This window comes from Pseudorhodoplanes sp. (assembly GCF_050250235.1).
Lineage (GTDB): Bacteria > Pseudomonadota > Alphaproteobacteria > Rhizobiales > Xanthobacteraceae > Pseudorhodoplanes.
This window is the reverse complement of the sequence record NZ_JBFWPA010000004.1, coordinates 112858-137802: the sequence shown is the minus strand read 5'-3', so window position 1 is coordinate 137802 and position 24945 is coordinate 112858. Positions and strand designations below refer to the sequence as shown.

The window sequence follows — 24945 nt, the reverse complement described above, 5'->3', positions numbered from 1 at the left end:
CCGGGTCGCAACACCGTCGCCATCACTTTCCCGCCGTCGCCTTCTTCAGAAACTCCATCAGCGCCCTGCGGTCTTCCGCAGAGCCGATGGTCTGTTCCGGCATCTTGGTCCCCGGCGTGTAGGCGTTAGGCCCGATTTCGAACAGCTTCGATACCGTCTCGGGGGTCCACACGATGTCGAGTTTCTTCAGCGCCTCCGAGAAGCTGTAACCCGGCAGTGTCGCAATCCTGCGGCCGAAAATGCCGGCAAGCGTCGGTCCCGCGCGATTGCCCGCGTCGGGGGACAGCGTGTGACAGGCGATGCAGGCGCGATAGATTTCGGCACCGCGGTCGCCAGCATAGGCCGCAAGCGGATCGCTCACATCGTTGAGGGGGACTGCGCCGACATGCTCCCCGGTGGTCGCATTCCAGCGTCGCACCATGCGGTCGGTGCCGCCGGTCAGCAGTGTCCGATTGTCGGGAAAGAACGCTACCGACCAGACCGGCAATCCGGGTCCCACCAATGTGCGCTCGATCGTACGCGCCTTGCGGTCGATGATCGCCACCGATCCGCGGATGCCGGCGGCGGCGATCCGCGCGCCATCCGGCGACAGCGAGAGCGAGATGACCGGCGTCTCGGTAATTTCGAGTTCGCCAATTGTCTCGCCCTTGGCCGAGACGAAATACAGACGGCCATTGGCGCCTGATGCAATGATCTCGCCATCGGGCGCGACGGCTATGGCATTGAGAGCCGACGGCAGCGTTGCGATGACCGGCGCGGCATTGCCCGACAGCGGCCAGATACGCACCGTCGCGTCGTAACCTGCGCTGACCAGCGACCGACCATCGGCAGTGAACGCGACGCCATTCACATTCTGGGAATGGCCTTCGAGCACGCGCGGGGTGCCGCCTGCAACCGGCCAGAGCCGGATCGTGCGATCCCATGACGCCGACGCAATCGTCTCGCCATCCGGGGCGACCGCGAGCGCGACGATCGGCGCGGTATGTCCCTCGAAGGTGCGTTGCGGGGCCGGCCCCCCGAGCTTCCAGATCGCGATGCGGCCATCCTCGCCGCCGGTGACGGTCTGGCCATCCTTCAGGAAGGCAACCGCGTTCACCGCGCTCTCGTGGAAGCGCAGTACCTGCTCGGCCGCATTGCGCGACAGCGACCAGCGGATCGCCGACGTATCGAAACTGCCGGAAACCGCGCTCGTACCATCGGGCGCAACCGCGACCGCGCGTACCGGTCCGCCATGCCCGCGCATCTGAGCGGACGCGGACTCGCAGATCGCAAGCGGGAGGAAAAGCAGTGCGACGACGCGAAGCAGCATTCATGCAATCCCGGCAGACCAGTTGCTCATGTTAATCATCCGCGGGCTTCATGCCCAGCGCACGGATGCGGTTCCGGACCGCATCGTCGCGCATCACGTCGCGGAACGCGGCGACAGCAGGTCGGTCGCGCCAGCTTTCGACCATGATGAAGTCATACTCTTCGGGCGCCACCGGGATGAACCCAAGCCCATACATCCGCGCGACCGGCTCGATCGCGAAGCCCCAGTCGGCGCGCGCCTGCGCAATCGCGGCGGCCACCGCGTTATGCGATTTCGGCTGGTTGGCGTAACCCGGCGGACGCGCGCCCTGCAATGTCCGGTCCATCAGCACGCGGGTGCCGGAACCGGCATTGCGGTTCACCATCAGGCAGGAAGGATCGGCGAGCCCCGCGGCGATGGCCTCGTCTGCATTCTTCCCCTCGAAGCGTCTATCGCCCCTGCGATAGAGAAAGCCCTGCGATCGCTGCCAGCCCTTGAGAAGAGACAGGCCAGGTTCGATCAGATGCGTGTTGTATTCCCCACTCTCCGGATCGATCAGATGCACCGGCGCGATGTCGCATTCTCCGCGTCGCGCCGCCGCAACGCCACCAAGGCTGCCGACGGCTATCACCCGCGCCGTGAAGCCGCGATCCGCGAGCGCGCCGACCACCACGTCAAGCGCCACATCATGACTGCCCATGATCACCAGATCCGGCGCGCGCGCGGCGGCGCCGATCAGCGTCACGTCCATGACGGTTTCGGCATCGAGCGCGCTTGCGAGCGCATCGATTTCGATGAAGCCATCGGCCTGTGAGAATGCGGTCACCGAGCCTGAACCCTTGGGCGACGGAAATGCGATCATGCCGTCCTCGCCCTGCACCAGAGCGACCAGCGCAAATTCCTTGCGCCCGAGTTCGGACGGCACCCGCATCGGAACGCGCGCGGTCAGCCTGCGCAGGTTTTCCGTCGGAAGGCCTGAAAGCGCCCGGATCACCGGTGCAACAAAGGCGTGGAAGGTGAAGATGGCTGACGTCGGAAATCCGGGAAGCACGACCACCGGCTTGCCATCGGACACGGCAAGGCAGAGCGGCTTGCCAGGCTTGAGAGCAACACCATGCACAAGGATGCCGGGCGGGCCGAGCGCCGAAACGATGCGATGGGAAATATCCCCCGCGCCTTTGGAGGTGCCGCCGGAGAGAACCAGCATGTCGCTTTCGGCAAGCGCCTTGCGCATCGCCGCTCCAAGCGCCGCCTCGTCGTCGGGAAAAGCGCCATAGGCAACTGGCTCACCGCCGGATTCCATCACCGCCGCCGCGACAATCGCACCGTTTGAGTCGTAGATGCCGGCCGGCCGCAGCGGCTCACCCACGACCATGAGTTCGTCGCCGGTCGAGAGGACGGCAACCTTCGGCTTCCGCACGACATCAAGCTGCGCAATCCCGCAGGCGGCGAGCATGCCGATCTCGCGCGAACCAAGCACTGTGCCTCTTCGCAGCAGCGTTTCGCCGCGCGCGATGTCGGACCCCGTATAGGCGATGAATTGTCCGGAGGCGACGGGCCTGCGGACTTCGATAACCGGCGACTGCTCATCGTCGAGCAGTTCGGTCTGCTCGATCATCACCACGGCATCCGCTCCGCGTGGAATCACGCCACCGGTCGCCAGCGCCGTGGCGGTACCGGGCGCGACCTCGATCCCTGGCGCATGTCCGCAGGCAATGACTTCGCGATTCAATGTCAGCCGTCGCGGCGCGTTGTCGCTCGCGCCCGCGGTGTCGGCAGCGCGCACGGCGAAGCCGTCGACGCCGGATCGATCGAATGGCGGCACGTCGATCGGGGCCGCGATGTCATGCGCGAGCACACGACCGAGCGAATCGGACAGCGATACGGGCTCGACGCCTCGCGGCGACAGGTCGAGATGCTGGCGGAAGCGCCTGGTCGCCTCCTCGGCCGACACGACTTCCAGGAATTGCTCCTGCCGCGCGGCCCTGCGTACCGCATCGATCAATGCATGTTCCGGTTTGGTGAGATGACTCATGGCAGCGGCCTCATCTCGATTTCGGCTCCGGCCGGATAACCTTCGCACTCCGCCGGTACCAGCATCCATCCATCCGCGCGCGCCAGCGATTGCAGCGACAGATAGCCGGAGGCCAGCGGCTCGACCTGCTCGCCGGCGCGGCGAAGCGGAATGACTTCGGCGATGCCGATGGACGATGTCACCTTGCGCGCGAGCGTTGCCTTGCTGACGATCTCGATATCACGCGCGCCGCTCAGCCGGTCGAGCAGTGCGCGGCCGAGCACCAGCCAGCATGCGAGAACAGCGTCGATGCGGCCGGGCATGAGCAAGACCGGTTTTCCATTTGCCATCCCGAATGCCGCGGTGTCACCCGGCGCAAGCCCGATGCCGTGACATGCGACGGTACCAACGCGCGACAGTGTCATCACGGAGCGGTCATTGCGGCCTTCCCCGGTGCCGCCGATGACGATGATTGCATCCGTATGATTGCGATCCAGGCCCGCGTCGAGATCGTTTGTTATGTCGCACGTTGCTCCGGCCGCGGTGACCGCACGTGCAAGCATCGTCGCCGCCGGACCAAGCAGCGCGTCGTCTCGTCTTGTGTTGACGATAAGGATACTGGGCTGTCGGATACCGACGGCAGCAAAGCCCGCAGCGCTCAATACCGCGACATCGCTCGCACGCAGTCGCGCTCCTTCCCGGTAGAGGACCGCATTCGCTTCAATATCGCCGCCCGACGGCAACACCGCTTCGCCCGGTGCGGCCGGGGTCATGAACTGCATCATGCCGCCAAGCGCCGAGGCGGCGTCGAGCGGCGCTACGGCGTCGGTACCGGAGGGCAGTGCGGCAAACGCATCGACGCGCTGCGGTGGGGGCTGCAATGTCAGTGGCGCGTAGGGACCGGCGTCGCGCGTCGCATCCGCGTCGACCGCCCATCCATCGCGCAAGGCAAGTGGTGCGGCCGGCCGCGATTCAGGCGCGTTCACATCGGCGGCCAGCACGCAGGCGGCAGCGGCGGCCGGCGCGACCTCGCGCGGCGCGACCGGCTCGATCCGGGCGATCGCTGCGAGTACATCCGCCAGCGGCGTAAGCCGCCCGATGCGCTGGCAAGAGGCCCTCTCTGCATTCATGGTTGCGTTTCTGACGAACCCCCCATACTGGGTCAAGCCACTGAAATATTTATTGGTTTGCAAGCGTCCCAAACGCGAGCAGCATAGCCTGAGCCTATGGCGATGACCGAAAAGACCGTCAATCTGCGTGGCCTGAAATGCCCGCTGCCCGCCCTCCGGACAAAAAAGGTGCTCAAGGGGATGACGGCAGGCGAGGTCATCCTCGTTGAATGCACCGATCCGCTGGCTGCGATCGACATCCCGAACCTGGTCAACCAGACCGGCGATGTTCTGGAAGCCACCAACCGGGCCGACGATGTGCTGACATTCCGCATTCGCAAGGCCTGACGGGTGCAACCGGTTGAATTTCCCGGCTTCTTCATGAATTGTCGCCCGCCCTGCCCGGAGGACCACTTGCCGGCTACACCAAATCTTCCCCGCGCCTCGAGCGCGCTCGCCCGCTTTACCGTGCTCGACCTGACCCGGGTGCGGGCGGGGCCAACCTGCGCGCGGCAATTGGCGGACTGGGGCGCCAATGTGATCAAGATCGAGGCGCCGGAGCGGCTGGAAGGCGGCGATCCGATCGGCGGGGCCCGGCATGGCGCGGATTTTCAGAATTTGCACCGCAACAAGCGCAGCATCACGCTTGATCTGAAAAGCGAGGCCGGCCGCGCGACGCTGCTCCGGCTCGCAGAACAGGCCGACGTCGTGATCGAGAACTACCGGCCCGACGTGAAACGGCGCCTGCGGATCGATTATCCCGACCTGAAGGCGGTCAACCCGCGCATCGTCTATGCCAGCATCTCGGCCTACGGCCAGGACGGCCCCTACGAGAAATGGCCGGGCTTCGACCAGATCGCGCAGGGCATGGGCGGCATCATGTCGGTGACCGGCCTGCCCGGACAGGGACCGGTGCGCGCGGGCGCCGCGGTCGCCGACATGGCGGCCGGCCTGTTCGCCGCGCTCGGCATCATGACCGCGCTGCTCGAGCGCGAGCAATCCGGCGAAGGGCAATATGTCGAGACCTCGCTGCTGGCGGCGCAGATATTCCTGCTCGACTTCCAGGCCGCGCGCTGGCTGATCGACAAGGAAGTCCCCGGCCAAGCCGGCAACAACCATCCGACCTCGGTGCCGACGGGCGTCTACAAGACCAAGAACGGGCACATCAACATCGCGACCACCGGATCGCCGACCTGGGTGCGGTTCTGCAAGGCGATCGACGGCGAGCGCCTGCTCACGCATCCGGACTATGCGACCAACGCGTTGCGGCTCAAGAACCGCGACGCGCTCAATGCCGATATCGAGAAGACGCTCGCGTCGGACACCAGCGCATCATGGATCGAGCGGCTGAACGCCGCGGGCGTCGCGGCCGGCCCGATCTACCGGATGGACGAGGTGTTCGCGGACAGGCAGGTGCAGCATCTCGGTGTTGCGACCGACATGCAGACGCCCGATCGCGGCACCCTCAAAGTGATCCGCCAGCCATTCACGATGTCGCGCACGCCCAGCAAGGTCGCGAGGCACTCGCCCGAACGCGGGGAGCATACCGGCGAGGTGCTGGCCGAGTTTGGATTCACTGAGGACGAGATCGCCGAACTCAGGAAGGCTGGCGCGACGTAAGCAATAGCTGCGTTTGCGGGGACGATCGGAAGCAAGACAAAGCGAATGAACGGCAAAGGGACTTCGGCGCATGACCGACAAGATGCTCTCGCGCAAGGACGGCGGGATCGGCTACGTGATCTTCAACAATCCGGAGCGTCACAACGCGGTCTCGATGGAGATGTGGGCCGCGACCGGCGACATCCTCGAACAGTTTCGCAGCGATCCCGATATCCGAGTCGTGGTGCTGACCGGCGCCGGCGGCAAGGCCTTCGTCTCCGGGGCCGACATTTCGAAATTCGGAGCCGAGCGGTCGAGCGAGGAGGCCGTGGCCAAATACAACGCCACCACCGAACGGGCGTTCTCCGCCGTGCATGAATTCCCCAAGCCGACCATCGCGATGATCCGCGGATATTGCATCGGCGGCGGCATGGCGCTCGCGACCTGCTGCGACATGCGCATCGCCACGGCCGGCTCGAAATTCGGGATCCCCGCAGCGAAGCTCGGCCTGGGCTACGACCACAAGGGCATCCGCCGGCTGATGGACGTGGTCGGGCCGTCCTTCGCGAAGGAGATTTTCTTCACGGCGCGGCAATTCGACGCCGAGGAAGCGCGGATGATGGGCTTCGTAAACCGCGTGGTGCCGGACGCGGAACTGGAAAGCCATGTGAAAACCTATGGCGATACCATCGCGGGCAATGCGCCGCTGACCATCGGCGCCGCCAAGCACGCCGTCAGCGAGTTGCTGAAGGACGAAACCGAGCGCGACATCGACAGCGTCGCCGCCGCGGTGAAGCGCTGCTTCGACAGCAAGGACTATATCGAGGGCCGCACCGCCTTCATGGAGAAGCGCAAGCCGGTGTTTACCGGGCAATAGCTTCGTTTTCACTCCGTGAAACACTGACGGAGCGCAGTGGTCGCATCACGCCAAAGCTGCTAAGACGCGCCGGACGTTGAAAGTCGTCATGCCCGGCCTTGCGCCGGGCATCCACGTCTTGGCGGCGGCTCCGCAAGAAAGTCGTGGATGGCCGGGTCTTCTAGCGTCAAGCCGCGCTTCGCGCTCTTGTGGCGCCAAGACGCGCTTCGCGCTTTCGCCCGGCAAATGACACCCAGTGTGAGGAAACCTGATGTACACCGATCTCCAGCTCTACATCGACGGCGAATGGCTCAACGGCAAGGACCGCAAGGGCGAAGAGGTGATGAACCCCGCCACCGGGAAGTCACTCGGCACACTGCCGCACGCCTCGAAGGCCGATCTCGACCGCGCACTGGCCGCCGCTGACCGGGGCCTCCTGGTATGGCGCGCAACCAGCGCCTATGACCGCGCGAAGGTGCTGCGCAAGGCCGCCGACCTCGTGCGTGAACGCGCCGATCACATCGCGCGCGTGATGACGCAGGAGCAGGGCAAGCCCCTGGGCGAAGCACGACTCGAGGTGATCGGCACTGCCGACATCATCGACTGGATGGCCGAAGAAGGCCGTCGCTCCTATGGCCGCATCGTGCCGGGCCGCGGCAAGAATATCCGCCAACTGGTGCTGCAGGAACCCGTCGGCGTGGTCGCGGCGTTCACGCCATGGAATTTTCCGACGCTGACGCCGGTGCGCAAGATCGCGGGCGCGCTCGCGGCCGGCTGCTCGATCATCATCAAGGCCTCGGAAGAGACGCCGGGCTCCTGCGTCGAACTGGTGAAGTGTTTTGCCGATGCCGGGCTGCCGAAGGGCGTGCTGAACCTCGTGTTCGGCGTGCCGGCGGAGGTCTCCGAACATCTGATCGGCGCCGACAGCGTGAAGAAGATTTCGTTCACCGGCTCCGTTCCGGTCGGCAAGCTGCTTGCCGGTCTCGCGGCGAAAGGCATGAAGCGCGCGACCATGGAGTTGGGCGGGCATTCACCGGTCGTGGTGTTCGGCGATGCCGATCCGGAAAAGACCGCGGACACCATCGCGGCGTTCAAGTATCGCAATGCCGGCCAGGTCTGCATCTCGCCGACCCGCTTCTACGTGCAGGAAGGCGTCTATGACCGCTTCGTCAAACGCTTCACCGATTTTGCCAACAACGTGAAACTCGGCGACGGGCTCGACAAGGATACGACGATGGGTCCGCTCGCCAATCCGCGCCGGCTCGACGCGATGGAGGCGATCGTGAACGACGCCAAGAGCCGCGGCGGCAAGGTCATGACCGGCGGCAAGCGGCGCGGCAACCAGGGCTATTTTTTCGAGCCGACCGTGATTACCGATGTGCCGGACGATTCGAAAATCATGACCGAGGAACCGTTCGGCCCGGTGGCACCGATCGTGCGGTTCAAGAGCTTCGACGAGGTGGTGGAGCGCGCCAACTCGCTGCCCTTCGGGCTTGCATCCTACGCGTTCACGACCAGTTCCCAGACCGCGACCATGATCGGCGACGCGCTGCAATCGGGCATGGTGGGCGTGAACTCGGTCGCGATCTCGACGCCGGAAACGCCGTTCGGCGGCATCAAGGAATCCGGCTACGGTTCCGAGGGCGGAATCGAGGGGCTGGAGGCTTACACGAACCGCAAGTTCATCTCGCAGGGGTAGCAGGGAACGCGGACACGGTTCCGCCATTACCTCCACAAGGACAATGGCGGAGCCGGACGATGGCAAGAATTCGTTTCATCATGATGATGACGGCCCTGGCCTTTGCCGGGCTCGCCGTACCGTTGCCGGTGCAGGCTCAGTCCGACACCGCTCAACCCGGCTGGCGCACCTATGTGGATGAGCGCACCGGGACGCGTGTCGACTTTCCGGCCACGCTGTTTCCGGTCGAAGCGGCCGAACCGGAACGGGGCGTCGGCCGCGTCTTCAATAGCAGCGACGGGCGGGCGACGTTTTCGGCCTATGCGCTCGACAATGAGGAAGGCCACACGCCGCAGAGCTATCTGCGAAACTTCCTGAAGGTAGATCCGCGCACGATCGACTATCGGCGCGTGACCAGACGCTTCTTTGCAGTTTCGGGTGTCCGTGACGGCGAGGTGTATTACAGCCGCTGCAACTTCCATGGCCGCATGCATTGCATCTATCTTTCCTATCCGGAGCGCGAACTTCGGGCCTGGGACGGCATCGTCACGCGAATCAGCCTGTCGCTCCGCGGGCCGCGCAACGCCAGCGCGCGGCGGTGACGGTTTCGTGTCATCGCCCGCGAAAGCAGCCGATCCGGAACGCTCGTGATGACTGGATGCCGCTTTCGCGGCGCATGATGCTTCTCAGGCGTCGGCTTCAAACCGACGCGGAATCTCCATCCCCTGACACGCGCGCCAGACCTTTTCCATCGTGGCCGGCATGTCCATGTGCGCGGCTGCCGGAACCGCATCCGCGATCGCATTCATGATCGCGGCAAGAGAAGCGGTCGTGCCAGCTTCGCCAACGCCCTTCACGCCGAGCGGATTGGTGGTCGCCGGAACGGGGTGCGAGTCGTCACGCAGCAGCGACGGCATGTTGTGGGCGCGGGGCATGGCATAATCCATGAACGAGCCTGTCACGAGCTGCCCGCTGCTGCCATCGTAGACCGCATTCTCCAGCAGCACCTGCCCCAGCCCCTGCGCGATACCGCCATGGACCTGGCCATGCGCAAGCGTGTGATCGAGCACCGTGCCGCAATCGTCGACCGCGTAATAGCCGACCACGGCGACCTCACCGGTCTCCGGCTCGATTTCGACCTCGGCGATGTGGCAGCCATTCGGGAAGGTCTGCGGCGTGTCGACATCGCGCCTGGTATCGAGGCTTTCGGCAATCTCGCCCTTGTCCTTCATCTCGGCAGCCTTCGCCGCGAGATCGAACAGACCGATCGAGCGGTCGGTGCCGACCACCTCGAACAGGCCGCGGCGATAGGCGATGTCCTTCTCGTCGGCTTCGAGGAGCTGAGCGGCGAGCGCCCGGCCCTTTTCCAGCATCGCCTCGACCGTGCGCACCACCGCGGTTCCCGCCGTGATGGTCGAGCGCGACGCCACCGAGGGCCAGCCCTTGATCTCGAAATCGCTGTCACCCTGCCGGTGCTTCACCAGCGCCGGGTCGACCGCGAGCCGGTCGGCGACCAGCCGTGTGTAGACCGTGGCGTGGCCCTGTCCGGTATTGCCCACATTCAGGCTGACAACCAGCGAGCCATTGCCGGGAAACGTCAGCCACGCCCCCTCGTTCGGTACGCCGCCGGAATGCTCCAGAAAGCAGGAGATGCCCAGGCCGCGCAGCCTGCCCTGCTCCGCCGACTCACGACGACGATCCGTGAAACGCTCGATATCGGCCAGCGCCAGCGCCTTGTCGAAAATCGCCGGAAACTCGCCGGAGTCGAAGGTGGCGCCCATCGCGGTCCTGAACGGAATCGCCGACGCCGGGATCAGATTGCGTCTGCGGATCGCGACCTTGTCGATGCCGCTGACGCGCGCGGCTTCATCGACCAGCCGCTCGACCAGATAATTCGCCTCGGGGCGGCCGGCGCCGCGATACGGGCCGGTCGGCAGCGTGTTGGTGTAAACGCATTGCACGCCGATATCGAGCTTCGGGATATTGTACATCGCCGGAAAGCAGCGCGCGAAATTGTGGGTCGCGAGCTGGATGCCGGCGGAAGCGACATAGGCGCCGAGATTCTGAATCTGGCGCGCGCGCAGCGCGAGAAACCTGCCGTCGGCGTCGAGCGCGAGTTCGCCTGTGGTGACATTGTCACGGCCCTGGTTGTCGCTGTTGAAGGCTTCCGAGCGGCTCGCCATCCAGTGGACCTTGCGGCCGTATTTTTTCGCGGCGGCAAGAAGCACCGGATATTCCGGATAGGCACCGCTCTTCAGGCCGAAGGCGCCGCCGACGTCTTCGGTGATGACGCGCAGCATCTGCCTGTCGATCCCCATGATGGCGGCGAGCATGTCGCGCATCGGGCCTGCGCCCTGTGAGCAGACCCGCAGCGTGTAGCGGCCGGTCCTGCCGTCGAAGCTCGCGGTGCCGCCGCGCGTTTCCATTGGCGCCATGATCATGCGCTGCTGCACGACGGTGACGCGCGCGACATGCGCGGCCGACCCGATGATCTCTTCGACCGCCGCGACATTTTCCGGATCGTCGACCGGCCCGGGATAATCGACCGCGAGATTGCCGGCGATGTCGTCGTGCAGCCGTGGTGCGTCGGGCTTCAGCGCGTCCCGCGCATCGACGATTGCGGGCAATTCCTCGTAATCGACGGCGACCAGTTCGGCCGCATCGAGCGCCTGGGTGAGACTGTCGGCAACCACCATCGCGACGGCCTCGCCCACATGCATGACCTTGCGCGCGGCAAGGCAGGGTCGGTGCGAGAAGATGGCCTTCGCGCCACCGCGGCCGGGAATCGGCGGATGCCGCGTCACGCTGCCGATCCCTTCGAGATCGGCCGCGGTCAGGACGCCGAGCACGCCCGGCGCCTTCAGCGCCTCGTCGGGAGAAATGGACACGATCCCGGCATGCGCATAGGGCGAGCGCACGAAGACCGCGTGGGCGACGCCCTGCTTTTCGACGTCGTCGACAAACTGGCCGCGCCCGCGGACCAAGGCATCGTCCTCGACGCGGGGGCCGTGGTGCGGGTGGTCGGAATCAGCAGCCATGACAGGGTGATAAGCGGGCAGGACGCCTTAGGGAAGGGGTGCGCGCTGCGCCTTGATCATGTCCGCGATGCCCGCAAGCGTCTCGTTTGTCAACGGAATGTCGACCGGCGCGTTGCGCTCGGCCGACAGGTCGGCGGCGAGGTAGCATTCCATCACGGTGCGGGCGCTTTCCGGCGACACCATGGGCGGCCGGTCCATGATGCACGATTCGAGAAAGTGGATCGTCTCCGGCCCCATCTGACCGGCGAAGATATGGTCGACCTGTTCGCCCGGCATGGTCGACATCGCATATTGCATGCCGTCCTTCACGGTGTTGAGCCAGTGGTCGCGGGCGGTATCGTCGAGGAACAGCGAGCCCTCGGTGCCGGTGATCTCGATCGTGGTGGCGCAGTAATTCGGATAGCTCGGCGGCAGATTCCAGCCGCCGCCGATGGCGACGAGGACGCCGTTGTCCATCTTCACCGTCGACCACATGATGTCGTAGGACCCGTTGACCGGCTTCATATAGCCGTAGGCTCCCTGCGAATAGACGCTGACGGGTTTCGCGGGCTCCAGCAGCCAGAACACGATGTCGAGATCGTGGGTGGATTCCATTGCCGCGGGCGACAGGCGGACGCGGCTTGCGATCTTCTTGCCTAGGCTGCGCGACAGATGCCGGCTCACCATCACGGAGACCGGCTTGCCGAGCGTGCCGTCATTCAGTTTTTTCTTGGCATAGGCGAATTTCGTATTGAAGCGCTGCGAATAGCCGATGGTGAACTTGACGTTGTTGCGTTTGGCAATCGCTATGAGTTCGTCGGCCTCGTAAAGTTCGAGCGCGATCGGCTTTTCCAGCAGCACATGCTTGCCGGCTTTCAGGCAGTCGCGCGCTATCGGATAGTGAGTGCTTTCCGGCGTGGTGGAGATATAGACCACCTTCACCGCATCGTTCTTGACGATGTTCTGGTAATCGAGCGTCGCCACCGCGGCATTCGTCAGCGCCTGGACTTCCTTCAGCCGGTCAGGCCTGATCTCGCAGACATGCAGTTTCTTTACCAGCGGATAGCGCGACAGCGTCTCGGCGCGAATGCCGCCGCACCATCCGGTGCCGATGACGGCCACTTCAATTGGTTCTACCGGCATTTCGTCCCTTGAAATTCGATGTTGTTGTCATGCGCGGGCATAGCCGGCCGAAGGACGGCGTCGCTTCGCTCGCCTATGACCCGCGCATCCATCATTCGCGTGAGATGGATTGCCGGGTCAAGCCCGGCAATGACAGTCCGCGCTAGGCCGCCTTCATGGGCACGCCGAATATCTTCTCCGCGAATTGCGGATAGACCTCGGCCAGTTCCGGCGCGACCGCCTCGCGCAGGATCCGCAATGTCTCCGCATCCGGCGCAGGCGTTTCGGGCACATGGCCCGGGCAGTCGTAATCGAAGCCGGTATGCGCGGCGATCTCATCGATGCTGTGCCCCGGATGCACGCTCTGCAGCCGAAATCGCCGGCGCGTACGGTCGAAGGCGAACAGGCAGCGATTGGTGATCAGCGCCACCGGTCCGCCGGTACGATGGACGTTGGGCTCGCTCACGCCCGGCGCACTGACGAAGTTCACCTTCGGCACCAGCGTGCGCCGGGAATGCTCGGTGCGGAACAGGATCACCTTCGGAACGGTGAAGTAGAGATAGGCCGATCCGAACGAGCCGGGGAAGCGCACCTGCGGCCTGTCGTGATCGCCGATGCCGACCAGGTTGATGTTGCCACAGCCGTCGATCTCTCCGCCGGAAAGGAAGAACACGTCCATGCGGCCCTGCCCGGCGCAGTCGAACAATTCAACGCCGCCGTCGGTGAAGAAATTGTGCTTGCGGCTCTGCAACAGAGACACGTAAGGCCGTCCGCCGCAGCGCGCCTTCTGCAGAAGCGCGGCTGCCGCGGGGATCGGCGAAGCATTGCCGACCGCGATATGGCGCACATCGCCGATCAGATCGGCGACGCTGGCAATCAGAAGCTCTTCGGGATGGAAGGGCATCACAACGCGCTACGCCGCTCGCTTGCCACGCACATGCTCGTCGCAATAGCGCGCAAAGCCCTCGGCTGTCTTTGCCAGCCGCGCATATTCGGAAAGATGCGCCACATCAACCGGATAATGATCCGGCAACGACAATGGCCAGGCACCGTTCTCCGCCACGGCGACCGCCTCGACATAGAAGCCCGGCAGCACGCCGGCTGCGAGCACCGGATCGTCCAGCAGACTGCCCTCGTGGATGCGCTCCACCGTCACCACCGTCTTTCGCGAGGCATGCGCGAGCGTGGTCAGATCGCGCTGGCGGCCGATCCAGACATTGCCGTCCCGATCTGCCATCGGCGCATGGAACAGCGCGACGTCGGGGCGGATCGCGGGCAGCAGCACGATCGGATCGTCGCTGCCGAACGGATTGTCGATCACCATCCAGTCGCTTCGGATATTCATCAGGTCGGACCCGATCAGCCCTCGCAACGGCATGAACGGATTTCCCTTTTCTGCCGCCTGCAAGGCGGCATAGATCGCCGGGCAGGTGGCGTCCTTCATCCGCAGCGTGCCCGCGGTCATCGCCGCCGTGAAGCGGGGGGCCGGCCCCAGTTCGCCAAGGCTTACCGCCGAAGTCTCCAGCGTCTCGACGCAACCCGCTCCGATCAGCATGTCGGCCTGCAATGTGGATGCGGGCAGCGCGACCAGGTGCAGATTTTTCACATGACGGCGAATGAGTGCGCGCGTGGCTTCCATGGCCACACCGGCCTGCTCGCGCGGGACCGCCAGCAGACACTTATCGGGGATGGACGATAGGGCATCCTCTAGCGAACCAATGACGGACATGGCGCCTCCTCGCCGCAATCATAGGTCCGCACGGGACCGTTGCGAAGTGCTTGCGGCGAATGATCCCTGTGTTACCAAACACGCCACAACGGGAGGAAGAGCAATGGCGACCGGAAAGCAGACCATCGGCTGGATCGGCATGGGCCGCATGGGCTACGCGATGGCCGAATGGTTGCTGAAATCCGGCTACGATGTTTCGATCTGGAACCGGACGCGGGCCAAGGCCGAGCCCCTGACAAAGCTTGGCGGCAAGGTGGTCGACAAACTCTCCGACCTCGCGGATGTCGACGTGCTGTTTTGCATCGTGTCCGCAGGCAAGGACGTGAAGGAGGTCCTGTTCGGACCGAACGGCGTTGCGCCGAACGGCAAGGGCAAGATGCCGAGGATCGTGGTCGATTGCTCCACCATCTCGGTCGACGATTCCGCGGAAATCCGCGAGCAACTCAGCGGGCTCGGTGCCGAATTCGTCGCCTGCCCGGTGTCGGGCAACGCCAAGGTCATCAAGGCCGGCAAGCTGTCGGCGGTTGCGTCGGGTCCGGAAGCCGCGTTCCGCAAGGTGGAGGACATGGTCCTGAAATTCGCGCCGAACGGCGTGTCCTATGTCGGCGACGGCGAACTCGCGCGCATCTGCAAGATCGCGCACAACGTCATGCTCGGCGTGGTGATCCAGAACCTGATCGAGATCACGCTGCTGGCCAACAAGATGGGCGTGCCGCGCGAGGCGTTCCTGCGCTTCATGAGCAACAGCGTGATGGGCTCGATGTTCACGCGCTACAAGTCGCCGGCGCTGGTCAATCTCGACTGGACAACGACCTTCACGCCCGAATTGCTGCTGAAGGACCTTGATCTCGGCCTTGAACTCGGCCGCGAATGGAAGGTGCCGATGCCGGTGACCGCGACCACGCGCGAAATCCTGCAGGGCCATATCGGCAACGCGATCCAGCAGCCGGACCCGAAAGCCTATCTTGAAAAGGATTTCGCCACGCTGATGGAAACCATGGCAGCCGCGTCCGGCATGAAGCTCGAGAGCGAGAAGAAGAACGTGCCGACCGGACTGGAATAGTACCCGACCCCTTCCCGGTATCGAGCCGACCTTGGGCTGGCCTGGCTTCGGCGACACGGCGGCCCGGCACCACGGATCACTTTCGGCTGATCGCCGTGCGCGCGACCGGCGGCGTGGCGCCCGCGTGCCGCGAAGAGGCGTCCATTGCGGCTTTTTTTCGTGGGCCGGCCGGGAACCGGCATGGCTCCGCGCCGGGTTATGAAGATGCGGGTCTTGTCCTTTCACCCCCGGATATCCGTATAATTGGCATTGGACTTGCTAATCTTCGGGTCTGACCAATCTGATTCGAAGGTGCCCCGGTCTGGAACGATGAGCCCCAAGGAGGCCTTGATGCGAAAGTCACTGCCCTTGCGCGTGGTGCTGTTGCTGGTCTCGGTTCTTTGCTTTTCTGCCGCGTCCGGCTCCGCCTTCGCGCAGGGCGAGGGCGCCAAGTCGGCGACCGAAGACCTTCTGTCCTCCGTGGTCCGGATCAAGACCTACATCAATCCGGACGGCCGCACGGTCGACAATCTCGGCCAGGAGCGCGACGGCTCCGGAATCGTGATCGACGACGAGGGGCTGATCCTCACCATCGGCTATCTGATGGTGGAGGCGCATGCCGCCGAGGCAATTACCAATGACGGCCGCAAGATACCGGCAACGGTTGTCGGCTACGACCACGATACCGGCTTCGGCCTGCTCAAGGCGGTGGCGCCGCTGAAAGTGCGGCCGATGCTGTTCGGCAAATCATCGGACCTCAAGGTCGGCGATCCTGTGCTGGCGGCAAGCTTCGGTGGCCGCGATGGAATCGCCCCTGCGCGCGTGGTGTCGCGCCGCGAATTTGCGGGGTCCTGGGAATATCTGATCGACGGCGCGATCTATACCGCGCCCGCGCACTCGCATTGGAGCGGGGCCGCGCTGATCACACGCGAAGGCAGGCTGGTCGGTGTCGGTTCGCTGATCGTCGGCGATGCATCCGGCAAGGGCGGCGGCGCCGGGAACCTCTATGTGCCGACCGACATCCTGAAGCCCATCCTCGCCGACCTGATCGCCAACGGCGCCGCGGGCGGTACGCCCAAGCCATGGATCGGGCTGAGCACGCAAGCCACCGATTATGGGCTGGTGATCGCACGCGTCACCCCGAATTCCCCCGCCGAGAAGGCTGGCCTGCGAAAGGGAGACCTGATCACGAATATCGCTGGCGAGGCTCCGAAGACCCTGCCGGATTTCTACCGCAAGCTCTGGTCGCTCGGCGCCGCAGGCGCCACCGTCCCGCTCGACATTCAGCGCGACGGCAAGGAGCAGCATATCGACGTGCAATCGATTAACCGCATGGACCATCTGAAGCTGAAGAGCACGTTCTGAGGGCCTATGCTCGGCCTCGAGCCGATGGCCCGGGGCGGCACCCCGGGCGCAAATTGATGGACGGGCCATTGCCGTGCCGGGCGTTCTTCAAATCGCGCGTGGCCACGCCTTCGCCGCAGCGGCGATGCTGCTGGCTTGCGCCTGGTTGTCGGATGCCCGCGCCAGGGACTCGGCATCCGACGATTCCATCTGCCTGATGATTGAATCAGCCGCGCGCGATCACGGCCTACCGTTCGAATTCTTTGCGCGGGTGATCTGGCAGGAGAGCCGGTTTCGCGCCGATGCGGTTGGCCCGATGACACGCAGCGGCAAGCGCGCGCAGGGAATGGCGCAATTCATGCCGGGCACCGCAGCCGAACGCGGGCTGCTCGACCCATTCGATCCGGTGCAGGCGCTGCCGAAATCCGCGGAATTCCTGAAGGAGCTCTGGCTGCAATTCGGCAATCTCGGTCTCGCCGCAGCAGCCTATAATGCGGGGCCGCGCCGCGTGCGCGAATGGCTCGCCGGCACCGGCTACATGCCGGGCGAGACCCGCAACTATGTCTCATCGATCACCGGCATCACCGTCGACGATTGGGCGGCCGCGCGCGCCAAGATGCACGACGGCAAGGAAAAGCCGAAGGACGAGCAAAAGAAGCAGCCTGGCTGCGGCGAACTGATGGCAATGCTGAAGCGCTCGCCGAACCCGTTCCTCGAACAGCTCACGCAGCGCGTCGTGCACTCGCTCGCGCAGCCGTGGGGCGTTCAGCTCGGCGCCGGCTTCTCGCGCGACCGCGCCATGGCGATGTATGCGCGCGCGCTCCGGCGCTACGAGAGCATATTGAAGGACAGGGATCCGGGGCTTCAGTCGTCGGTGATGCGCACCCGCGGGCGCGCCGTGTTCTATCAGGTGCGGATCGGCACCGACACGCGCGGCGAAGCCAACGCATTGTGCAATACGCTGCGCAAGGCCGGCGGCGCGTGCCTGGTGTTGCGGAACCGTGGATAGTCACACCGGCAGGACGTTGGTGTACTTCACCTGCTCCAGCGCGAAGCTCGACTCGATCGAGGCGATGCCGTCAAGCCGCGTCAGCTTCTGTTTGAGGAATTGCTCATACGCGCTGAGATCGGCGACCACGACCCGCAGCAGATAGTCCCGCGGGCCGGTCATCAGATAACATTCCAGCACTTCCGGCCAGCGCGCGATCGCGCGCCCGAATTTCGTCAGCGCCTCCTCGCGCTGGCTTTCAAGCTTGATGGAGACGAATACGCTGACCGGCAGCCCCACCGCGCGCTGATTCAGCACGGCGACATATCGGGCGATGATGCCGGCCTTCTCCAACAGGCGGACACGGCGCAGACAGGGCGACGGCGACAACCCGACCTTCTCGGCGAGTGTGGCGAGGCTCATCCTGCCGTCATCCTGAAGCAGGGCGAGAATCTTTCGATCAATCGCGTCGAGCGGCATTCCGAACGATTCCACTCTTTATGACGATTTCTTTGGCCGTTTCAGCCAATTTCCCGGATATCTGTAGCGCAGATTGGATGCCTTTGCCATCGGCCGCATGCGACACATATCCTGTTCGCAGACGCCAGAGGCTCGCGCCATGCCCGATAGCCGCATCGACATCCTGTCCCAGTTGGAAAAGAAGGTGCTGTGGCTGGCCAGCTGGACGATCCACAACGCCAACCATCTGCGTGACAACGTCGACGGGCTGAAGGTCGGCGGCCACCAGGCCTCGTCCGCCTCGCTCGCCACCATCATGACCGCGCTCTATTTGGACATCCTGCGGCCGCAGGACCGGGTCGCGGTCAAGCCGCATGCGTCGCCGATCTTTCACGCCATCCAGTATCTGCTCGGCAAGCAGACACGCGGAAAGCTCGAGAATTTCCGCGGCTACAAGGGCGCGCAGAGCTACCCGTCGCGCACCAAGGACATCGATGACGTCGATTTCTCGACCGGATCGGTGGGGCTCGGCGTCGCGCAGACGCTGTTCTCGTCGATCGTGCAGGACTATGTGCGCGCGCATGGTCTTGCGAAAGACAAGCCGGAAGGCCGCATGATCGCGCTGGTCGGCGATGCCGAACTCGATGAAGGCAATATCTTCGAGGCGTTGCTGGAGGGCTGGAAGCAGAGCCTGCGCAACTGCTGGTGGATCGTCGACTATAACCGCCAGAGCCTCGATGCGGTGGTGCGCGAAGGTCTGTGGGAGCGCTACGAGCAGCTGTTCAAGAATTTCGGCTGGGAGGTGGTGATCGTCAAATACGGCTCGCTGCAGGAACAGGCCTTCCGCGAGCCCGGCGGCGAGAAGCTGCGCGCCTGGATCGACGCCTGCCCGAATCCGCTCTATTCGGCGCTGGTGTTTCAGGGCGGGGCAGCCTGGCGCAAGCGGCTCAATGACGAGATCGGTGATCAGGGCGACGTCTCAAAACTGATCGGCAAGCGCTCGGACGACGAACTGGCACGCCTGATGAACAATCTGGGCGGCCACGATCTGCCGGCGCTGATCAAGGCATTCGGGAACGTCAAGCACGACCGGCCGGTCTGCTTCATCTGCTACACGGTGAAGGGCTTCGGTCTGCCGATGGCCGGGCACAAGGATAACCACGCAGGCCTGATGACGCCCGCGCAGATGGAGGCCTTCCGCACGCTGAACCAGGTGCGGCCGGGCCACGAATGGGAGCGGTTCGAGGGGCTGACGCTTCCGCCGGAAACACTGCAGAGTTTTCTCGACACGGTGCCGTTCGCGCAGCGAAAGCCCGCGGCAAAGGCTCCGCGCATCGACATTCCCGCAACGCTGTCCGTACCGGCGCAGGCGGTGACCTCGACCCAGACCGGCTTCGGCGCCCTGATGAACGAGATCGGCAAGTCGAAGGAGCCGTATGCGTCGCGCATCGTCACCACCTCGCCCGACGTTACGGTCTCGACCAATCTCGGCGCCTGGGTGAACCGGCGCGGGCTCTTTGCACGCGAGTCCATGCTCGACACGTTCCGCAACGAGCGCATTCCCTCGACCTTTGCCTGGGAATTCTCGCCGAACGGCCAGCATGTCGAGCTTGGCATTGCCGAGATGAATCTGTTCATTCTGCTTTCTGCGCTTGGCCTGTCGCATGCGATCGAGGGCGAGCGGCTGCTGCCGATCGGCACGCTGTACGATCCCTTCATCGCGCGCGGTCTCGATGCGCTGAATTATGCCTGCTACCAGGATGCCCGCTTCATTGTGGTGGCGACGCCGTCCGGCATCACGCTCGCTCCCGAGGGCGGCGCACATCAGTCGATCGCGCAGCCGCTGATCGGCATGGCACAGGACGGCCTGGCGTCGTTCGAGCCGGCTTTCGTGGATGAACTTGCGGTCATCCTGCGCTTTGCGCTCGATTATATTCAGAAGGATGGCGACGCGGCTCCTTCTGAAAGGACATGGTTGCGCGACGAGACCGGCGGCTCGGTCTATCTGCGGCTGTCCACGCGACCAATAGAACAGCCGCAGCGCGCGATGACCGGCGAGTTGCAGCAAGCCATCATCGACGGCGCCTATTGGCTGCGCAGGCCCGGCCCGAATGCGCAGGTGGTCGTCGCCTGTACCGGCGCGATGGCACCGGAAGCGATCGAGGCGGTTGGCCTGATGGGCGAGGATCGCCGCGACATCGGGCTCATGGCGGTAACGTCGGCCGACCGGCTCAATGCCGGCTGGACCGCCGCCCAGCGCGCCCGCGAGCGTGGACTTGTGCATGCGCGCTCGCATGTCGAGCGGCTGCTCGACGATGTGCCCCCGCATTGCGGGCTCGTCACGGTGCTGGATGGGCATCCGGCGACGCTGTCATGGCTGGGCGGCGTATATGGCCACCGCACCCGCGGGCTCGGCGTGGAGCATTTCGGCCAGACCGGATCGCTGCCCGATCTGTATCGGCATTACGGGATCGACGCGAACGCGATCATCGCCGCCGCGCAGGCTCTCACCACCGGGCGGCCCATTCGTTATCTGCGGGCGCTGGGATAGCGCGGTCTTGTGACGCGGCTCGGCATGGCTCTTACCCTTTCTCTTGTGGGGAGGGTAAAGATGCGGGCTATTCCCGGAACGGCAGCGTGGTGACCGCGGCCTGGATCACCGACATTGCGAGCGTGATGACGAAGGCTGCGGCCACGATCGAGAGCGCGTAAGGCAGCACCTTCGGACGCGGCGCGCCCATCAGCGGCGGCAGGCCGGTCCAGAGCAGGCGGATCGCATAGAGCCCGAGGATCGAAAGAAACCGCAGGCCCGGGATCGTCAGTACGATTCCGATCAGCCAGACCGGGGTGAACGAATAGACCGCAAGCTTCAGTGCATTGGAGAAATTGCGCTGCGTCTGGAACAGCGGCGCCATGACGTCGATTGCCAGCGCGGTCAAATACACAATGACGAAGCTGAACAGATAGCTGATGACGGCGCGCAGCAATCCGAGCGAAAGCGGATCGTGCAGCCGTCCGACCGATACCGAAACCCCGATCAGGCTCGATCCGATGAATCCGGCAATTGCCGGGATTGCAGCCAGCACCGCAACATAGCCGACGAACAGGCGCATCGGATCGCCCGGCTCGGTCGCGATCAGCGGCCACTCGCTGCGTGGATCGGCAATGATGTTTCTGATGCGCGCGAGGAGCGTATGCATGCAGAACTTCTATCCGCCGAATCTTAGGAAATGGTGTGGCGGTCGAATATCCGACGCTCGTCCCAGCCAAAGCAGGGATCCTGAGCCCATGCGCGGGATACCCGCCTTCGCGGGAATGAGCGGCGAGACTAGCGCCCGTCCTCCCGCACCATCATCGCGCCCTTCTCCGCAATCATCATGGTCGGCGAGTTGGTATTCCCGGAGGTGATCGTCGGCATCACCGAAGCGTCGATGACCCGCACATTGGCAAGCCCGATCAGCCGCAGCCGCTCGTCGACCACGGCCATCGGATCCTCCGGACGACCCATTTTCGCGGTGCCGACGGGGTGGAAAATCGTGGTGCCGATATCGCCCGCGGCCTTGGCAAGCCCTGCCTCGTCGTCGCTGCGGACCTCATCGCCGGGCAGATATTCGACCGGGCTGAACGCCTGCAGCGCCGGCTGCGCCACGATGTTGCGCGCGACCCTGATCGAGTCGACCGCGACCTGGCGGTCCTCGTCGGCCGACAGATAATTCGGCTGGATCACCGGCTTGCCGGCCGGATCGGCGTCGCGCAGCCGCACATGCCCGCGGCTGGCCGGCCGCAGATTGGCGACGCTGGTGGTGAAGGCCGGGAAGTCGTGCAGCGGATCGCCGAACTTGTCGAGCGACAGCGGCTGCACATGAAACTGGATGTTCGGCCGGTCGTAGCGCGGGCTCGATCGGGTGAATGCGCCGAGTTGCGACGGGGCCATGGTCAACGGTCCGCGACGGCGCAGCGCATAATCGAGACCCATCAGCCCGCGCCTGACCAGCGACCGGTAGGTCTCGTTCAGCGTCGTCACGCCGCTGACCTTGTGGATCAGCCGCAATTGCAGATGGTCCTGGAGATTCTCGCCGACGCCAGGCTTTTCCAGAACCGGTGCAATGCCGTGTTCGGCAAGCTGCGCCGCGGGACCGACACCGGAGAGGAGCAGCAGTTGCACCGAGCCGATCGCGCCGGCCGACAGGATCACCTCGCCGCGGCATCGCGCCAGCCGGCTCTCGCCGTTCTGACGGAAGCGCACGCCGGTCGCGCGCTTTCCATCGAATTCGAGCCTCTCGACAAGACAGCCAGTCTCGACGCGAAGATTCGCCCGGCTCATCACCGGCTTCAGGAAGCCGCGCGCCGCGGACCAGCGCCGCCCCATCTTCTGGTTGACGTGGAAATAGCCGCAGCCCTCGTTGTTGCCGGTGTTGAAATCATCGCATTTCGGAATGCCGGCCTGTGCAGCGGCGTCGCGGAATGCGTCGGTGATATCCCAGCGCAGCCGCGGATATTCCACCCTCCACTCGCCCCCAGCGCCATGATGCTCGCTGTCGCCCAGAAAGTGATCGAGCTGCTTGCGGAAAAGCGGCTTGACGTCGTCCCAGCCCCAGCCGGTGAGGCCGAGCTGGCGCCAGTGGTCGTAATCGCCGGCCTGTCCGCGCATGTAGATCATGGCGTTGATCGCCGACGAACCGCCGAGCGCCTTGCCGCGCGGATAGGCCAGCGCGCGGCCGTTCAGTCCGGGCACCGCCTCGGTGCGGAACATCCAGTCGGAGCGCGGATTGCCGATCGCGAACAGATAGCCGACGGGGATATGAAACCAGATCCAGTTGTCGCGGCCGCCGGCTTCCAGCAGCAGCACGCGCCTGGATGGGTCAGCCGACAGCCGGTTCGCCAGCACGCAACCGGCCGAGCCAGCGCCCACGATGATATAGTCGTAATCGCCGTCGAGCGGCGTAGCTGGTGCGTTCAATGTCCCCTCCCGACCAGGCCGTCTCGGAAGCCTGCGCGTTAATCCGATCTTGGCAAATGGCGGAGAGTTGCTAAAGTCTGCATCGCGATCCCGGCCGCGCTGTGCGCGCTCATCCGGGACCCCCACGACGGAACGGCGGTTCCTTCAATTGTCGCAAGACGTTAGCGCTCGTTATGGTCCGGCATGACACCTCATGTCGCCGGGACCGCACGTTTTGGAGAACCGCCATGCTGAAACGCTCATTCGCTCTGGGCCTTGCCGCCGCATTGGTCGCGCTCGCGCCGCAACCCGGTTTCGCGCAGGACAAAAGCATCACCGTCTTCGCCGCAGCCTCGATGAAGAACGCGCTCGACGACGTAAACGCCGCCTATACCAAGGCGACCGGCGTCAAGGTGGTGGCGAGTTATGCGGCCAGCTCCGCGCTGGCCAAGCAGATCGAGGAAGGCGCGCCTGCGGATGTGTTCGTATCCGCCGATCTCAAATGGATGGACTACCTGATCGACAAGAAGGCGATCAACGCCGGCACCCGTGTCAATCTGCTTGGCAACAAGCTGGTGCTGATCACGTCGAAGGATTCGAAGATCGGCGACGTCAAGCCCGGTCAGGGTTTCGATCTCGCGAGGCTTGCCGGCGACAGCCGTATCGCTATCGGCGAGGTAACCTCAGTTCCGGCCGGTCGCTATGCCAAGGCGGCGATGGAAACGCTCGGCATGTGGGCCACGGCGCAGCCGAAGCTGGCAATGGCCGACAATGTGCGCGCGGCGCTGCTTCTGGTCTCGCGCGGCGAGGCCGCGCTCGGCATCGTCTATGCGACCGACGCCAGGGTCGACCCCGGCGTCAGGATCATCGGTACCTTCCCGGACGGCTCGCATCCGCCGGTCACCTATCCGGTCGCTGCGACCACGAACGCGAAGCCGGAGGTGGCGGGTTATCTCGCGTTCCTGCGCGGGAAGACCGCCAGAGACATGTTCGAGAAATACGGCTTCACAATGCTCGCGGTCAGGCCGTCGACCTGACGCGCACGCACCGTTGCGAGTCGTCGCGTGTTCGAACTGACGCCTGAAGAATGGACGGCGATCCGGCTCTCGCTCCGGATCGCCACGGTTGCGACCATTGTCGCGCTGCCGCTCGGAATTGCGGTGGCATGGGTGCTCGCGCGCAAAAGCTTTCCCGGCAAGGCGCTGCTTGACGGACTGATCGTGCTGCCGCTGGTGCTGCCGCCGGTCGTCACCGGCTATCTGTTGCTGATCTCGTTCGGCAGGCGCGGACCGGTCGGGAGCTTCCTGTACGAGACCTTCGGCATCGTGTTGTCGTTTCGCTGGACTGGCGCCGCCCTGGCCTGCGGCATCATGGCGTTTCCACTGCTGGTGCGGCCGATCCGGATTTCGTTTGAGGCGATCGACCGCAGGCTCGAAGATGCGGCCGCGACGCTCGGCGCCAATGCGTTCTGGTGCATCGCGACGGTGACGCTGCCGCTTGCGATGCCCGGGATCATCGCCGGCACGCTCTTGTGTTTCGCCAAGGCGCTGGGCGAGTTCGGCGCCACCATCACGTTCGTGTCCAATATCCCGGGCGAAACCCAGACGATATCGGCGGCGATCTACACCTACACGCAGATTCCCGGCGGCGACGTGGCCGCTTTCCGCCTGGTGATCGTCTCCATCGTCATCGCCATGGCGGCGCTGCTGGCCTCCGAATTTTTTGCGCAACGCGCGGTGCGCCGGTTGCACGGAGAATGAC

Annotated in this window: 21 protein-coding genes; 11 read left to right on the top strand and 10 right to left on the bottom strand. The window is 64.7% G+C overall.

The genetic code is table 11. The annotated features are described in order from the left end of the window. Window positions 1-22: 22 nt before the first annotated feature. The 3 genes from AB7F49_RS03725 to AB7F49_RS03715 are packed head-to-tail and all read right to left on the bottom strand — an operon-like array spanning window position 23 to window position 4432. Window positions 23-1309 (bottom strand): c-type cytochrome, encoded by a 1287-nt coding sequence (locus AB7F49_RS03725; RefSeq protein WP_428520447.1) that lies wholly within the window; start codon window positions 1307-1309, stop codon window positions 23-25. Between the two features lie 31 nt (window positions 1310-1340). Continuing rightward, window positions 1341-3323: a molybdopterin biosynthesis protein gene (locus tag AB7F49_RS03720; protein ID WP_428520445.1), complete on the bottom strand. Its 1983-nt coding sequence runs from the start codon at window positions 3321-3323 to the stop codon at window positions 1341-1343. After that, window positions 3320-4432, bottom strand: a complete 1113-nt coding sequence (locus AB7F49_RS03715; protein WP_428520443.1) for a molybdopterin-binding protein — start codon at window positions 4430-4432, stop codon at window positions 3320-3322. Before AB7F49_RS03715 ends, AB7F49_RS03720 begins: the two co-directional genes overlap by 4 nt. 102 nt (window positions 4433-4534) lie before the next feature. Here AB7F49_RS03715 and AB7F49_RS03710 point away from each other — a divergent pair, with 102 nt between their 5' ends. The 5 genes from AB7F49_RS03710 to AB7F49_RS03690 all read left to right on the top strand — a co-directional run bounded on the left by AB7F49_RS03710 (window position 4535) and on the right by AB7F49_RS03690 (window position 9146). Continuing rightward, window positions 4535-4759, top strand: a complete 225-nt coding sequence (locus tag AB7F49_RS03710) for a sulfurtransferase TusA family protein (protein WP_428520441.1) — start codon at window positions 4535-4537, stop codon at window positions 4757-4759. Window positions 4760-4792: 33 nt separating this feature from the next. Beyond that, complete coding sequence (locus AB7F49_RS03705) at window positions 4793-6031, top strand: CaiB/BaiF CoA transferase family protein (protein WP_428520439.1); 1239 nt, start codon at window positions 4793-4795, stop codon at window positions 6029-6031. A 70-nt stretch (window positions 6032-6101) separates the two neighbouring features. Then, window positions 6102-6887, top strand: a complete 786-nt coding sequence (locus AB7F49_RS03700) for an enoyl-CoA hydratase (RefSeq protein ID WP_428520437.1) — start codon at window positions 6102-6104, stop codon at window positions 6885-6887. 250 nt (window positions 6888-7137) lie between these two features. Continuing rightward, window positions 7138-8565: an NAD-dependent succinate-semialdehyde dehydrogenase gene (locus AB7F49_RS03695; protein ID WP_428520435.1), complete on the top strand. Its 1428-nt coding sequence runs from the start codon at window positions 7138-7140 to the stop codon at window positions 8563-8565. Between the two features lie 59 nt (window positions 8566-8624). Beyond that, on the top strand, window positions 8625-9146 hold the full coding sequence (locus AB7F49_RS03690; protein ID WP_428520433.1) for a hypothetical protein: 522 nt from the start codon (window positions 8625-8627) through the stop codon (window positions 9144-9146). An 84-nt stretch (window positions 9147-9230) separates the two neighbouring features. On the opposite strand, the gene AB7F49_RS03685 is transcribed toward AB7F49_RS03690, so the two are convergent. The 4 genes from AB7F49_RS03685 to AB7F49_RS03670 all read right to left on the bottom strand — a co-directional run bounded on the left by AB7F49_RS03685 (window position 9231) and on the right by AB7F49_RS03670 (window position 14412). Further along, the gene (locus AB7F49_RS03685) at window positions 9231-11582 is read right to left on the bottom strand and encodes a xanthine dehydrogenase family protein molybdopterin-binding subunit (RefSeq protein WP_428520431.1); all 2352 of its coding nucleotides are present in this window, start codon (window positions 11580-11582) and stop codon (window positions 9231-9233) included. 27 nt (window positions 11583-11609) lie between these two features. Further along, window positions 11610-12704, bottom strand: a complete 1095-nt coding sequence (locus AB7F49_RS03680) for a Gfo/Idh/MocA family protein (RefSeq protein ID WP_428520429.1) — start codon at window positions 12702-12704, stop codon at window positions 11610-11612. Window positions 12705-12846: 142 nt separating this feature from the next. Further along, entirely contained in the window at window positions 12847-13587 is a 741-nt protein-coding gene (locus tag AB7F49_RS03675) for a CoA-transferase (protein WP_428520427.1), read from the bottom strand. A gap of 9 nt (window positions 13588-13596) precedes the next feature. After that, window positions 13597-14412: a CoA transferase subunit A gene (locus AB7F49_RS03670; RefSeq protein WP_428520425.1), complete on the bottom strand. Its 816-nt coding sequence runs from the start codon at window positions 14410-14412 to the stop codon at window positions 13597-13599. Window positions 14413-14515: 103 nt separating this feature from the next. Here AB7F49_RS03670 and AB7F49_RS03665 point away from each other — a divergent pair, with 103 nt between their 5' ends. The 3 genes from AB7F49_RS03665 to AB7F49_RS03655 all read left to right on the top strand — a co-directional run bounded on the left by AB7F49_RS03665 (window position 14516) and on the right by AB7F49_RS03655 (window position 17807). Beyond that, window positions 14516-15475, top strand: a complete 960-nt coding sequence (locus AB7F49_RS03665; RefSeq protein WP_428520423.1) for an NAD(P)-dependent oxidoreductase — start codon at window positions 14516-14518, stop codon at window positions 15473-15475. Between the two features lie 330 nt (window positions 15476-15805). Beyond that, window positions 15806-16819: a S1C family serine protease gene (locus AB7F49_RS03660; protein WP_428520421.1), complete on the top strand. Its 1014-nt coding sequence runs from the start codon at window positions 15806-15808 to the stop codon at window positions 16817-16819. Window positions 16820-16943: 124 nt separating this feature from the next. Then, on the top strand, window positions 16944-17807 hold the full coding sequence (locus AB7F49_RS03655) for a transglycosylase SLT domain-containing protein (protein WP_428520475.1): 864 nt from the start codon (window positions 16944-16946) through the stop codon (window positions 17805-17807). On the opposite strand, the gene AB7F49_RS03650 is transcribed toward AB7F49_RS03655, so the two are convergent. Continuing rightward, window positions 17808-18266, bottom strand: a complete 459-nt coding sequence (locus tag AB7F49_RS03650; RefSeq protein ID WP_428520419.1) for an Lrp/AsnC family transcriptional regulator — start codon at window positions 18264-18266, stop codon at window positions 17808-17810. Window positions 18267-18405: 139 nt separating this feature from the next. Between AB7F49_RS03650 and AB7F49_RS03645 the strand changes: the two genes are divergently transcribed. Continuing rightward, on the top strand, window positions 18406-20796 hold the full coding sequence (locus AB7F49_RS03645; protein ID WP_428520417.1) for a transketolase: 2391 nt from the start codon (window positions 18406-18408) through the stop codon (window positions 20794-20796). A 67-nt stretch (window positions 20797-20863) separates the two neighbouring features. Here AB7F49_RS03645 and AB7F49_RS03640 read toward each other — a convergent pair whose 3' ends face one another. Both AB7F49_RS03640 and AB7F49_RS03635 read right to left on the bottom strand, forming a co-directional pair. Next, the gene (locus AB7F49_RS03640) at window positions 20864-21445 is read right to left on the bottom strand and encodes a Yip1 family protein (protein ID WP_428520415.1); all 582 of its coding nucleotides are present in this window, start codon (window positions 21443-21445) and stop codon (window positions 20864-20866) included. A 128-nt stretch (window positions 21446-21573) separates the two neighbouring features. After that, window positions 21574-23205, bottom strand: a complete 1632-nt coding sequence (locus AB7F49_RS03635; protein WP_428520413.1) for a GMC family oxidoreductase — start codon at window positions 23203-23205, stop codon at window positions 21574-21576. 227 nt (window positions 23206-23432) lie between these two features. Here AB7F49_RS03635 and modA point away from each other — a divergent pair, with 227 nt between their 5' ends. Together modA and modB are read left to right on the top strand one after the other, a co-directional pair. Further along, window positions 23433-24221, top strand: a complete 789-nt coding sequence (gene modA / locus AB7F49_RS03630) for a molybdate ABC transporter substrate-binding protein (RefSeq protein ID WP_428520411.1) — start codon at window positions 23433-23435, stop codon at window positions 24219-24221. A gap of 27 nt (window positions 24222-24248) precedes the next feature. Beyond that, the gene (gene modB / locus AB7F49_RS03625; RefSeq protein ID WP_428520409.1) at window positions 24249-24944 is read left to right on the top strand and encodes a molybdate ABC transporter permease subunit; all 696 of its coding nucleotides are present in this window, start codon (window positions 24249-24251) and stop codon (window positions 24942-24944) included. Window position 24945 lies beyond the last annotated feature (1 nt).

Excerpts from the sequence above, each read along its gene's own strand:
- AB7F49_RS03675 (WP_428520427.1), bottom strand. The coding sequence starts at position 13,587 with ATGCCCTTCCATCCCGAAGAGCTTCTGATTGCCAGCGTCGCCGATCTG.
- AB7F49_RS03720 (WP_428520445.1), bottom strand. The coding sequence starts at position 3,323 with ATGAGTCATCTCACCAAACCGGAACATGCATTGATCGATGCGGTACGC.
- AB7F49_RS03705 (WP_428520439.1), top strand. The coding sequence starts at position 4,793 with ATGAATTGTCGCCCGCCCTGCCCGGAGGACCACTTGCCGGCTACACCA.
- AB7F49_RS03670 (WP_428520425.1), bottom strand. The coding sequence starts at position 14,412 with ATGTCCGTCATTGGTTCGCTAGAGGATGCCCTATCGTCCATCCCCGAT.
- AB7F49_RS03715 (WP_428520443.1), bottom strand. The coding sequence starts at position 4,432 with ATGAATGCAGAGAGGGCCTCTTGCCAGCGCATCGGGCGGCTTACGCCG.
- AB7F49_RS03655 (WP_428520475.1), top strand. The coding sequence starts at position 16,944 with ATGCTGCTGGCTTGCGCCTGGTTGTCGGATGCCCGCGCCAGGGACTCG.
- AB7F49_RS03710 (WP_428520441.1), top strand. The coding sequence starts at position 4,535 with ATGACCGAAAAGACCGTCAATCTGCGTGGCCTGAAATGCCCGCTGCCC.
- AB7F49_RS03650 (WP_428520419.1), bottom strand. The coding sequence starts at position 18,266 with ATGCCGCTCGACGCGATTGATCGAAAGATTCTCGCCCTGCTTCAGGAT.
- AB7F49_RS03645 (WP_428520417.1), top strand. The coding sequence starts at position 18,406 with ATGCCCGATAGCCGCATCGACATCCTGTCCCAGTTGGAAAAGAAGGTG.
- modA (WP_428520411.1), top strand. The coding sequence starts at position 23,433 with ATGCTGAAACGCTCATTCGCTCTGGGCCTTGCCGCCGCATTGGTCGCG.
- AB7F49_RS03725 (WP_428520447.1), bottom strand. The coding sequence starts at position 1,309 with ATGCTGCTTCGCGTCGTCGCACTGCTTTTCCTCCCGCTTGCGATCTGC.
- AB7F49_RS03700 (WP_428520437.1), top strand. The coding sequence starts at position 6,102 with ATGACCGACAAGATGCTCTCGCGCAAGGACGGCGGGATCGGCTACGTG.
- AB7F49_RS03665 (WP_428520423.1), top strand. The coding sequence starts at position 14,516 with ATGGCGACCGGAAAGCAGACCATCGGCTGGATCGGCATGGGCCGCATG.
- AB7F49_RS03695 (WP_428520435.1), top strand. The coding sequence starts at position 7,138 with ATGTACACCGATCTCCAGCTCTACATCGACGGCGAATGGCTCAACGGC.
- AB7F49_RS03690 (WP_428520433.1), top strand. The coding sequence starts at position 8,625 with ATGGCAAGAATTCGTTTCATCATGATGATGACGGCCCTGGCCTTTGCC.
- AB7F49_RS03680 (WP_428520429.1), bottom strand. The coding sequence starts at position 12,704 with ATGCCGGTAGAACCAATTGAAGTGGCCGTCATCGGCACCGGATGGTGC.
- AB7F49_RS03660 (WP_428520421.1), top strand. The coding sequence starts at position 15,806 with ATGCGAAAGTCACTGCCCTTGCGCGTGGTGCTGTTGCTGGTCTCGGTT.
- AB7F49_RS03640 (WP_428520415.1), bottom strand. The coding sequence starts at position 21,445 with ATGCATACGCTCCTCGCGCGCATCAGAAACATCATTGCCGATCCACGC.
- AB7F49_RS03685 (WP_428520431.1), bottom strand. The coding sequence starts at position 11,582 with ATGGCTGCTGATTCCGACCACCCGCACCACGGCCCCCGCGTCGAGGAC.